An 11,175-nucleotide genomic window follows, 5' to 3' on the forward strand; every position below is an offset into this window, starting at 1 on the left:
CACCAATTACATTTTCATATACCCATTCTGGACAGCCATCAATAAATTCAGGTTCTTCTTCGTTAGAAGCAATACAGTATGTGTAATCATTGAATTGGAATATAAATTTATCTCCCGAATATCCACATTTGATACATTTATACTTGGGTTTATTCATGTTTATCCATTCTTTATTTATTGTTCGGTCTTTTTATATGACCATTTATCTTATAAGCGTCATAGCAATTAAATACACATTTACAAAATTTTATCATTCTTGGGTCATTAATTTTAACAGCCTTATTATACATTTTGATAAAATAATTTTTCCCAGCTTCTGTTTGGGAATAATTCTTTTTCATTAGATTGTGTTCCATACACAAAGTTTCACCATTCTCAATTGTATTTGTACCACCTTTATCTTTTGATTTAATATGATCTACTACTAATTCAACACCATCTTTTACTCCTCTACCACAAACAACACACTTATAATTATCTTTTTTTAATATTTCTTTTTTAGTTTTTTCAGAAAATTCCCATAATTCGACATTATTAATATAATCAGGGTCATATTTATATATTCCTTTGTTAACTTTAATGAGTTTTCCTTCTTGATGTAATTTTCTTATCGCTCGCCAAGGATCTCTGGGAGGTTCATAATGGTATTTTAGATATTCCTTTGTTACCCAATCAACAACAGGTCCGTGTTTCAGTTCAATTCTTGGATGCTTTTTAAAATATTCTAAAACTAAATCTGATATAGATTTTTTCGTATTATTCATCTATTTCACTTTTATTAAAGTTAGTCTGGTAAATACTGCATTCTTTTACAATCCTTTTTTTTGCTAATTCATAATAATTTTTATCAATTTCTATACCTATCCCTTTTCGTTTTGTATTAAATGCAGCTATTAGAGTGGACCCACTTCCTACAAATGGGTCTAACACAATATCACCAACATAAGTAAAAAGTTTTATACATCTTTTTGGCAATTCAATTGGGAAAGGTGCAGGATGTCCGATTTTTTTCTTACTTTCACCGCTGAATGTCCATACACCATTTGTCCATTGCATAAATTCCTTTTTAGTGATATCATTTTTTTTACTGCCACTTCTCTTTTTCCAGGATTCTTTATATAAAATAGCAATCATTTCTACTGGAGCAATTACATACGGAGATGAAGCTGACATCCAGCTTCCCCAAGCAGTGCGTCGTGAAATATTTCCTTCATTCCATACAATTGTGGAATGATATTTCCAGCCCATCTTCCTTGCAATAGAAATAATGTCAGCAAATACACTTTGAGCTCCACCTTTGTTTTTATCAAGTGGTATATTCAAGCAAAAGCGACCATCTTTTTTTAATAGATAAAGACATTTTGACAGCCATTTTTCAGTGAAAATCAAATAATCAGAATATGACATTTTATCATTATGTTCGCCATATTTAATATCAACATTGTAGGGTGGCGAAGTCACAATTAAATCTATGCTATTTTCCGGAATGGCATTTATTTGTAAAATATCATCATTGTAAATTCTTAGGTTTTTCTCTTTAAAATATAACATATTATTTATTTCGGTTCTTTATTATCTTTTTTGTAGTCTCTTTTATATGCTTACTCATAACCTCTAACTTCTTACTTCTATCCCCGATTAAATCGGGGACTAATCCGCAACCCGTAACCCGCAACCACTAACTCGTAACTCATAACTCCTAACTCTAAAACCTCCACGAAATAGTTGCCATCGCATTTATCATAAAATCTTTTATTTTATCAAAATTGTCTCGGTTAACTGGTAGTGAACTGTAGGCTGTATCCCATAAATTATTATTTGCATAATAGCCATCCGGGAAAAGGTCTTTTTCCTGATAGTTTCTTTTTCCAACTTCAGCACCTAAATCAAGTGTAAGGTTGTATGGTAATTTTATTGATGTTCCTGCAGAAAAAGCAGTTAATGTAACCTCTTTATCCCTGCCTGAAGGTTGATATCTAAATCCCAGCCGAATAGGAATGCCGTTATGCATAATATGTTCAGCTCCTGCGGAATATTCAATTACATCATAATACGAATCATCATAATCACTCCATTTTACCAATCTAGCTTCTAAACTGAATTTCGTATCCCAGATATTTCTTGGATGATATTCAAAACCGATTCCAAATTTTGCAGGATAATAAATTGTTGTATCAGCCCAAACTGTATCAGAATTAGTTTTATATTCTTTTGTCAATTCAGTTTTATGTGTGTATGAAAAGCCGAGATGGATTCTTTCTCCCAATCCAATGATAAATCCGCCTTGATAACGCATACCTGAATATTTATTTTTTAAAACATATGTCGTATCACGCAAACTGTCTGAATCATTTCTCATCTGTTCTTTCGCCCAATCAGTAAAGATGATCATTGAATCAATTTCATTTTCGCCTTTCAAATATGATGCACCAAATCCAAAGGACAATGAAGTAACCGGACTATTAGGATTTTCCAAAGTCAATGCGATTGAAGGGGAATATGCATAAATTTTACCATCACCATCAAAAGTATTGTTGGCAATTTTCTTTGGCTCATTATCATTATCGGTTTTCTCATTATTTCGCACCTCTTCGTTGTATTTAAAATTGAAATCATATATTGGTGCGAAGTTAAAAGCAGTGGTTAATTTTATAGATTTTACGAGATTCCAATTATAATAGATTCCACCAAAATACTTATCAAAAATATGAGCATTAGAAACATAAACTGCATCATCTATATATGAGTCAAAGGAATCATAAATCGGGTATGCTCTGTCTTCGTCATTTTTTGTTACATTGGCTGTTAATGTAAATCCAAATTTATTATGCAGTAAGCCCAAAGTAGCAGGATTGTTCAATGCAGACAGTATTCCTTGTTTTGCAGCGATTCCAACAGAACCCATTGAAAGGGAGCGGGCTGAAAAACAATTTATTTCTTCTCCAGTATATCTATCAAAGAGAGATGCACTTGATAGGTTTACGACAATGAGAAAAATTGATAGAATTAAAATTACTTTGAATTTCACTTTTTACCTCCTAAAAAGTCTTCTAACTTTTTGAATTTAAGCGGCTTTTTTCTCATCTCTTCCAACATCTTCAAATCTTCTATATCCTCTAATCTTTCCAATATTTCTTGATATTTAGTAATATCCAGAATAACTCCTACTGGTTTTCCTCGCCTGAAAATAATTTCAGGTATTAGATTTTTTTTTGCTCTTTGCATATTAACCTTCAATTTTTGCGAAAAGTTCGTCCTCACGATAAATCGCGAGAACTTATTTTCGCACTCCATATCTTTAAAAATTCCAATCTATCTGTAATCTGATAGAACTTTCTTTATATTTCGTTTGTGGAACATAATTTTGTCCCTCAACAGGTTCATTATATTTTCTAAGGTATAATTCCTCATCTTTAAAATGTTTTACTTTATACTTGAATGAAACCGCCAGATGATTGGAGATTCTATCATAAATTGTGAACCAATATTTCATTCCTTCGCTGCCCATAAAATCAATTTCCATATCTTCCCAATCCCAATGACTGATGCCGTGACCATTCCAGAAAAGGAATGAGCCCTCAATTCTAAAGTAATCCGTGAAGTTATGTGTATAATTTGCCGCAATAAAATCACCATGATTTAAGACATTTGCAGTTGGAACAATAGTTTCTCCCGGTTCTGCACTATTTGTTAGGGAAGTATAAGGAGACATCCAGACCTTAGTAAAACGGTATTCAAGTGAAAGTTTATCTCTGTTTGTGAGATATGTATTTAATTTTAATGTAGTTTCACTTGTTTTGGAAACCGACCTTGCAGAAGTGTCTTCAGAACGATTAGTTTGCAGCTTTTCTTTCAGTCTGATACTTACTTGATAGATTGGTCTATAATCTAATTCTCCTTGAAAACGGATGCTTCTTCTTCCATCAGATTTTCTTTTCCATATATCAAGATAGACTTTAGTAAGTGTAAGTTGGCGATGAAATTTATATCTTGATTCAATATAAACGCCTTCTTCTGGCTGTGACCAAGGAGAATTATAATAAACTTCAGAAACAAGTGGGTTTTTCAGATAGTATTGTTTTTCAAGTATTGTGCCATCAAATCTTTCATGCTCTGCAAAAGGACGAGCATAAGGATTGTCAAAGGCTAAATCGTAATTTCTATAAAGCATAAGAAAATTCAGGTTCTCAAAACCTAAATAAGCACTTGCTACAATTGCTTTTGGGTCATCGCCTAATTTTACTGGTTTGCCATCTACTTCTAATTCTGCATATTCACCTTGAAAAGAAAGATTATTAAGAGTTGTTTGCCAGTCAAATCCATAAACTCTGCGATAATTTTTTTCATAATCCTCAGTTTTCGTGGAATACAGCGATGATATTTCAGAGTCAGTCATCTTGATTTTTTTGTAATAATAACTATCTGCAATCAGGTATTCGCCTACAGAATTAGATGGCACAATGTTAAAATGTCTGTCATATTCGGTTTCATAAGCAGTAATTCCAAGATGAGTTCCAATAATCGGGGATAATTCTATATGACCACCCCGCAAAATTTCTTTAAGTGCATCTCGGCGTGGGCACATCAGTATTTCTGGTTTTGGGTGAGATAAACCTGGTCGGTATTGATTAAAGTATTCTTCAGCACTTTCCAATTCTTCATTAGAAAATCGTGGTTTTGAGATTATATAATAGAACAGGTCGTCATCATCATTAATAATACCATCATTATTGCTGTCCCAGACAACTGCATCTTTTTTATCATTTGAATAAAAAACAGAGGCATTCAGAAAATTATTATTAAATTCAACTGCTCCGCCTTTTAAAGCAAATTCTTCAGTAGGGGATAGGTCAGAAAAAATTCCAAGTACTCTTTTGCCATATCCAAAACCTGTTCTGCGTCTGTCAAAATAATCTGTGTTTTCCATAACCAGACCCTGTCCAAAAGTGGCACGGTAATTTCCTAGTATTACTTTTGTTTTTATGGGCGTGATATCTGCTGTAAAGCTGGCTTTTGAGTTATCTTTTAAAGTTGAGGTGAAGTCATTATGAAATTCCAAGAAGTTTAGATTTCTATTTTCACCTTTTTTCAAAAAGAAGATTGAGCCGAATTCCAAATTTATCCAATCTTGCATTCTTGCTCTGAATTTATGTGAAACTTCTGGTTCAGCATTATCCAGATTATATCTTCCCCACATAGAGAATTTTTCATTTGTGCTGTCAGGCACGAAACTTTCTCGTAGAACTTCTTCCAGTTCTTCAGAATAAGGCGAGTTATTCAATTTGAATCTGTAGTTAAAAAACCATCTGCTTTTTCGTTCAGGTGTATAGTAGATTACATAGTGTTTAAGATTTGTAGCTCCATAATGGGTAAGTCCAGGCGACTTTCTCATACTTCTATAGTCAGCGAATTCACCTAATTTGCGTTGCTGTAAGATAGCCTTTACATCAGACGGAGTCACAATTGGCATATTCAGCAACTCATGAAAGGTAGCAGTATTGATATTTATGGGAGATATTAGCAAGTCACCCCACAAATCTGATATTCCTTCTTGAGAGCCTTCATTTGAAGCCAATCTTCGTAAGAGGTAATAAATCTGGTCTCTTCTTTGTGCTACCTCATCGTAGTCTGTGTATGGTGAGATCTTCACCAAAGGTTTTATTCTATTGAAGGTTATTTGGTCAATGCTTTTTATGTCACGCAGTTCGTAAACGGATTCAAAATATTTTTGAAAAGTCCGATAGTAATAGATATCTTCAGCTTGCTTTTCAGTAATTGGTAGAATTTTTATTTCATCCATGTTTGCTTGGTTCAAGTCTAACTGCTGATTCTCGGCAGATATTAGCAAGGATATAGAGAATAATATAGTTAGAAAAAATAATGTTATTTTTTTCATTTCAGCCTAATTTTATTTTTTAGCCACGGATTCTCACAGATTTGCACTGATATTTTTTCTATAATTATCATATATGAATCTTTTAAATTCAAGTTTTTTTCCAAAATTTACTAATAAACCCACTTCGATATTTGTAGCTTTCAAATAATTAATAATTTGAGCTTCATACTCAGGAAGCAGACAACGAACTGCTTTTATCTCTACAATTACCTTCTCATTTATAATCAGGTCTGTTCTAAAATTCCCAATAATCTGGCTACGAAAAAGAACAGGAATGTCCTTTTGCTCCTCAACACACAATCCATAGCCAGTTAAGACAATGAATAAAGCATGTTCATAAACAGACTCAAGAAAGCCAGCCCCAAGTTCATTATAGACTTCGTAGAAACCTTTAATTATTTTTTCTGTAATTTCTTTATATTTAAACATAGCAGTTTTTTTGCCACAGATTTTCACTGATTTATTTCTTTATTTTTACCATAAAAATCCCCTTAATTTTATTAAACATATAAATTAGAAAATCTGTGTTCATCCGTGTAAATCTGTGGCTTATTTAATTAACAAAATAAGTTCAATCACAACGCAAATCAAAAGTATAATTGCTATGAAGTTTAGCCAGTATACCTTTAGTGTAAGTTTTTCAATTTTGTTTTTTATCTCCTGGATATCTTTATAGAAATGCTTTTCAAAGACATCATATTTTTTAGATAATTCTTGATATCCTTTTGAGCTAAATTTATTCTCCCAATCTTTAATAGCATGATTAATAAAGTTAAAAAAGAGCTTTATAAATCCTTTTATTAATGTTGAACGAGCAGAGGATTCTTCTTTTTTCTTTTTCATGATATTTTCCTTACTTGAAATAATTATTCTTATTCACGGTTTAAACCAATTTTATTCAAGACAAATTCTTTTATCTTCTTTGCTATTTCAAAGGCTTCATTTGCGTCTTCTATTTCTGGTTCAAATGAAACATCTGGATAACGAAGCTCAACTGCATAATCAGTAAGGTTATCCGCGTCTTGCAATTCATCCTTGAAAGAAGGGTCTTTAGTAGCACATAGTTCTATCAAGTCCATTATCCTATGGGTCTTGGGGAAATAAATTTGGTGATATACTAAAAAGGCTTTCAGATACTTCTCTATGGACTGCTGGCAGTGAAAGCATATTGTATCAGTAATTGGGTCTTCAAAAGACAATTCTCTTTCTGCTGTCAAAAGGTCTTTTTCTGCCTTCTTTATCCATTTATTAACCAGATCTTTAATAACTTCCTCACGATTCATAAATGACTTTCCCAAATTTATTTGCCGGATAAATAATAGTCCCAATAATATCTTTATATGTCTCAAATTCTGCAGGAGTTCTTATAATAATATCCATTGGAACTTTTAAACCTCGCAAATATTTTCTTACTTCTCTACCTCTTTTATGGATTGGAATATTACTCTCTTTTACTATTAATAAGTCAAGGTCACTATCTTTTGTAGGGCTGCCATAAGCATAAGAACCAAAAAGAATAATTCTTTCTGGAAAATAGTTTTCTACAATCCTCTTAACAATCTCATTTATTTGTTTTTCCGTAATCATCTTATTGCTTCTATTTGGATAAAATAGATTTGGTTATTTTAGAATTGATATCCAATAGAAAAATGATGAGTGGGATTTAACACTGAATGGGAATTTACACCATAGTCAAATTTTATATCTTTTATTAAAAACCCCACGCCACCAGAGATACTATTTGGATAAGTTGAAGCACCTGTTCTTAGCCAAAAATTATCTACTATCTCAAATTCAATACCAAAATTAATTTTTGTATCTTCAGAAAATTTCTGCTTCAAATCCAATTCTGTTGTAACTCCATGATAAGGCTGATAAGCGATGCCAATAGTCAAGAACTGTGGCAAGTCCCATGTTCGACCTTTTCCCACTGATGGATTGTTTATATTTTTGACAGCAAAAGCGATTCTGGTTCTTTGATGAAGCACAGCAAGTGCACCAAAATCCAGTCCGAATACAGATTCTTCGCCCGGGTCAAATTCCCCGACAGTCTCTCCAAAAGAAATGTGATTCAGATTTACTGTATATCCGAGGTATAATTTTGAGTGAATATCACCAATAAGAAGAAGTGAGTGGGCAAGAGAATAGGTTCCTTCACTCAAGAGTTCAACATCCTGATATTCAACGCCCATTTTTTTTATTCCAAGAGCTATCGTGCCAAATTTAGGCAGATGATAAGCAAGTGCACCTGTTCTCAAAATTTGAAAATCATTCCCAAAAAGTTTTGCGTATCCTGTATTAACTCCAGCAGTTGCAGTTTGTAAAGCAGCAGGATTATAAAAGATAGCACTGGCATAATAGCAACTTGCGATAAATGCTCCACCCATTCCTCTTGCTCTTGCTGATGGCTCATAATCGCCAAAAATATTGGATTCTATATTAGCAAATACCAATGTGCTCAGCATCAAAACAAATATTGTTATTAAAATCTTTCTCATTGGTAACCTTTCATTAGAAACTTTTTTACTTCACTAACAAATTCTTTTGCTTGTGATAGTAAAGGTTCTATTTTTTCATAAGAATATTCCACGAATTCTTTATAATCGCTTTTACCCCTCATATCAAAAGCTTTATGAAATATTTTGGAGAACTTCTTGTGGAATATACCCTTATTTACAAACTCTTTATCAAAGAATGAGATAACACCGCTATGTTTTGAGCCTACAAATTGTTTATCAACTAACAATGCTAAGACAGAGTAGAATATTGCATAATAGCATCTATTTATGATAGAGAAGCTGCCCCTTTTATTCTCAAGAAGGAATTCTGCATCTTTTAGGCTGGATTCTGCTTGTTCTAATCGATATTTTATCAATTCAAGTTTTTTTTGATTCATACAGTCACACCTTCTCGCATGATATTTCTATATATTGGGGAAAATTTCATAGGCCCATTCTCAAGCTCATCTCTGGTGAAAATAATCGTTGTGATAACTAATTCATTTTCAAAGCCAATTTTCCAAACTATATGGAAAATTTTATCTTCAATTTCAGAGCTATTATTTTCCAATTCTATATAAACATCCAGGTCAGAGTCCTCCTCAAAATCATCTCTGGCACGAGAGCCAAAGATGCGCATATCAGTTACATTTAGGTCTTTTTCAATTTCTATTTTAAGCTGACGAGCAATTTCTAAACTTCTTTTATCCATCTTTAGTCTTTAATCTTTCATTTCTAATTATTTCTATCAGAAAGGGTTCTGCTCCGTTACTTATGAGTTGGAGGTTCATTTCATGCCGAAGGCAGATCCTTTGGAAAACAGACGGAACAGAGTTCCGTGTTACTTCTACATTGGCTCGTTATTCTTTATCACGACATTTGGCCCCCGATTCATAGGGACAAGCCATTCTTTTGGAATTTGTCCCCAAGTAAGCCCGTTCCTGACGAGCTCAGGAATCGGGAATTGGAATTTATTTGTCATTTGTTATTTGAGATTTGGAATTTTCATTTTTCATCTTTCTTCTTTAATCTTTAAGAGGTACAGCAATAACGATTGGTGCTGTTTCTGTCTTTGTTTTACCAGTTTCTCTATCTATTACTTCAAGATGGCAGATATATAGTCCAGGGGGTAAAGTGTTCCAAGTTTCATCCCTACCATCCCATTCTATTGTATTTAACCCGTTTGAATTCTCATTTTTAAATGTGTTTACTAATTTGCCCTCACTATTATATAATCTTAGAATTATTTTATCATTAGTACGAGAATGGAATTGAATTTCAAATTTTTCGCCTAAAGCAGGACAGAATGTGTGGTGAGGAACTTTGAGAACTGCTTTAAGAGTTTCAACTTTATATTCATACTGATATAGTTCTTTTGGAGCATTTTCAGGAAAGTATGAAACTGAGTCAGAGGTATCAGACGCAGTAATATAGAAATAGACGATAGTTCCCTCAGACTGTCCGGGGATTTTAGCTGTATATGAATATTGGGTGCTGTCTACAAAATTCATATAAGTAGATTTAAACTCATTGCCTTTAATTGTATTCCAGAGAAGTTCAACTGATTTACAAGTGTCTTGAGAAGTAAATGTTATTGTGGCTGGCTCGTTTGCTGGAACTGGCTGTGCAGGATATTCAACATTTCCTGTATCTCCGCCGCCATGTGAACCCAGATATTCAAAGGTGTCCTGCGGATAGACGATCCATTCTGAATCATCTTGATTAGTGCCAGCAGAGGAAGTCCAATCAGTATTGCCTTGTGTTATTGCTGCTTTTCTTACAAGAGTATGGTCTTTTGTTGCATTCGTAACTCCAGCGACATTCCAACCGTCGCCAGGATTTTCATCGGGTATACCGATAACATCTATGAGGGTCCAGGTTGAACCGCCATCTGTAGTTTTTTCCAAACCTCTGGCATCATTTCCATTAAAATGAACCACGCTTGGATAAGACAAGATTTCATCAGCGACTGCTTGCAATTCGGCGTCTGCTTCATCGGTAGTTATAACCCATACATCACCAGATGCAATTGATGCACCATCTGGAAAGATATGCCAGTATAGCCAGCCATTACCATTTACAGATTGAGCTATTCTGTAATTTGAAAGGCTAATTTCAGAATCCGTACCATTATAGATTTCTAATGCCTTATTCTGAGAACTACCTTCAATATAATCAGAAAAGAGTAAATCATTTTCTCCGCCACCAGATTGATAACCTGTAAAATTTATTGTGCTATTAGATTCAACTGGATTTCCGGCCACATCTTCTACATTATTAATGGTTATAGTATATATTGTGCCTTCTGTTTGTTCTGAGGTTGTTAGTATCACAGTCTTTTCGTCAATTTGTAGATTAGCATTTGAAACAGTTAATCCATTTATATTATAGTTGCTTACAGTTTCGGCAGATTGTTGAGAAATTTGTTCACTGAAAATTATATTAACAGTAGTAGAAGAAGTAGCGTTTGCGCTTACTAATGTTGGTGGGATTGTATCTCCGCCGCCATGTGAACCCAGATATTCAAAGGTGTCCTGCGGATAGACGATCCATTCTGAATCATTTTGATTAGTGCCAGCAGAGGAAGTCCAATCAGTATTGCCTTGTGTTATTGCTTCTTTTCTTACAAGAGTATGGTCTTTTGTTGCATTCGCAACTCCAGCGACATTCCAACCGTCGCCAGGATTTTCATCGGGTATACCGATAACATCTATGAGGGTCCAGGTTGAACCGCCATCTGTAGTTTTTTCCAAACCTCTGGCATCATTTCCATTAAAATGA

General features: G+C 33.7%; 13 protein-coding genes. All 13 read right to left on the reverse strand.

What is annotated here, in order from left to right:
- Positions 1 to 170: 170 nt before the first annotated feature.
- A complete protein-coding gene (locus tag U9R23_08305; GenBank protein ID MEA3476423.1) occupies positions 171 to 764 on the reverse strand; it encodes an HNH endonuclease in 594 nt (197 codons plus the stop codon).
- Entirely contained in the window at positions 757 to 1,551 is a 795-nt protein-coding gene (locus tag U9R23_08310; GenBank protein ID MEA3476424.1) for a site-specific DNA-methyltransferase, read from the reverse strand. The genes U9R23_08305 and U9R23_08310 overlap by 8 nt, the downstream gene beginning before the upstream one ends.
- A gap of 154 nt (positions 1,552 to 1,705) precedes the next feature.
- Entirely contained in the window at positions 1,706 to 3,028 is a 1,323-nt protein-coding gene (locus tag U9R23_08315) for a hypothetical protein (GenBank protein MEA3476425.1), read from the reverse strand.
- The gene (locus U9R23_08320) at positions 3,025 to 3,225 is read right to left on the reverse strand and encodes a type II toxin-antitoxin system Phd/YefM family antitoxin (GenBank protein ID MEA3476426.1); all 201 of its coding nucleotides are present in this window, start codon (positions 3,223 to 3,225) and stop codon (positions 3,025 to 3,027) included. Before U9R23_08320 ends, U9R23_08315 begins: the two co-directional genes overlap by 4 nt.
- Positions 3,226 to 3,298: 73 nt before the next feature.
- Positions 3,299 to 5,896, reverse strand: coding sequence for a helix-hairpin-helix domain-containing protein (locus tag U9R23_08325; GenBank protein ID MEA3476427.1), 2,598 nt, complete (start codon positions 5,894 to 5,896; stop codon positions 3,299 to 3,301).
- 33 nt (positions 5,897 to 5,929) lie between these two features.
- On the reverse strand, positions 5,930 to 6,325 hold the full coding sequence (locus tag U9R23_08330) for a GxxExxY protein (protein ID MEA3476428.1): 396 nt from the start codon (positions 6,323 to 6,325) through the stop codon (positions 5,930 to 5,932).
- A gap of 120 nt (positions 6,326 to 6,445) precedes the next feature.
- The gene (locus U9R23_08335; protein MEA3476429.1) at positions 6,446 to 6,739 is read right to left on the reverse strand and encodes a hypothetical protein; all 294 of its coding nucleotides are present in this window, start codon (positions 6,737 to 6,739) and stop codon (positions 6,446 to 6,448) included.
- A 29-nt stretch (positions 6,740 to 6,768) separates the two neighbouring features.
- Complete coding sequence (locus U9R23_08340) at positions 6,769 to 7,179, reverse strand: HEPN domain-containing protein (protein ID MEA3476430.1); 411 nt, start codon at positions 7,177 to 7,179, stop codon at positions 6,769 to 6,771.
- Positions 7,169 to 7,483, reverse strand: a complete 315-nt coding sequence (locus U9R23_08345; protein ID MEA3476431.1) for a nucleotidyltransferase domain-containing protein — start codon at positions 7,481 to 7,483, stop codon at positions 7,169 to 7,171. The genes U9R23_08340 and U9R23_08345 overlap by 11 nt, the downstream gene beginning before the upstream one ends.
- Before the next feature lie 38 nt (positions 7,484 to 7,521).
- Positions 7,522 to 8,394, reverse strand: a complete 873-nt coding sequence (locus tag U9R23_08350) for a hypothetical protein (GenBank protein MEA3476432.1) — start codon at positions 8,392 to 8,394, stop codon at positions 7,522 to 7,524.
- Complete coding sequence (locus U9R23_08355) at positions 8,391 to 8,792, reverse strand: HEPN domain-containing protein (protein MEA3476433.1); 402 nt, start codon at positions 8,790 to 8,792, stop codon at positions 8,391 to 8,393. The genes U9R23_08350 and U9R23_08355 overlap by 4 nt, the downstream gene beginning before the upstream one ends.
- A complete protein-coding gene (locus tag U9R23_08360; protein ID MEA3476434.1) occupies positions 8,789 to 9,106 on the reverse strand; it encodes a nucleotidyltransferase domain-containing protein in 318 nt (105 codons plus the stop codon). The genes U9R23_08355 and U9R23_08360 overlap by 4 nt, the downstream gene beginning before the upstream one ends.
- Before the next feature lie 313 nt (positions 9,107 to 9,419).
- Positions 9,420 to 11,175, reverse strand: a 1,756-nt coding sequence (locus U9R23_08365; GenBank protein ID MEA3476435.1) for a lamin tail domain-containing protein, incomplete at its 5' end; no start/stop codon positions are given.

The sequence above is a fragment of the Candidatus Cloacimonadota bacterium genome (assembly GCA_034722995.1).
GTDB lineage: Bacteria > Cloacimonadota > Cloacimonadia > JGIOTU-2 > JGIOTU-2 > JAGMCF01.

Bases quoted from the DNA above. Each gene is read 5' to 3' on its own strand.
- U9R23_08305 (MEA3476423.1), bottom strand. From the start codon at position 764: ATGAATAATACGAAAAAATCTATATCAGATTTAGTTTTAGAATATTTT.
- U9R23_08310 (MEA3476424.1), bottom strand. From the start codon at position 1,551: ATGTTATATTTTAAAGAGAAAAACCTAAGAATTTACAATGATGATATT.
- U9R23_08320 (MEA3476426.1), bottom strand. From the start codon at position 3,225: ATGCAAAGAGCAAAAAAAAATCTAATACCTGAAATTATTTTCAGGCGA.
- U9R23_08325 (MEA3476427.1), bottom strand. From the start codon at position 5,896: ATGAAAAAAATAACATTATTTTTTCTAACTATATTATTCTCTATATCC.
- U9R23_08330 (MEA3476428.1), bottom strand. From the start codon at position 6,325: ATGTTTAAATATAAAGAAATTACAGAAAAAATAATTAAAGGTTTCTAC.
- U9R23_08335 (MEA3476429.1), bottom strand. From the start codon at position 6,739: ATGAAAAAGAAAAAAGAAGAATCCTCTGCTCGTTCAACATTAATAAAA.
- U9R23_08340 (MEA3476430.1), bottom strand. From the start codon at position 7,179: ATGAATCGTGAGGAAGTTATTAAAGATCTGGTTAATAAATGGATAAAG.
- U9R23_08345 (MEA3476431.1), bottom strand. From the start codon at position 7,483: ATGATTACGGAAAAACAAATAAATGAGATTGTTAAGAGGATTGTAGAA.
- U9R23_08350 (MEA3476432.1), bottom strand. From the start codon at position 8,394: ATGAGAAAGATTTTAATAACAATATTTGTTTTGATGCTGAGCACATTG.
- U9R23_08355 (MEA3476433.1), bottom strand. From the start codon at position 8,792: ATGAATCAAAAAAAACTTGAATTGATAAAATATCGATTAGAACAAGCA.
- U9R23_08360 (MEA3476434.1), bottom strand. From the start codon at position 9,106: ATGGATAAAAGAAGTTTAGAAATTGCTCGTCAGCTTAAAATAGAAATT.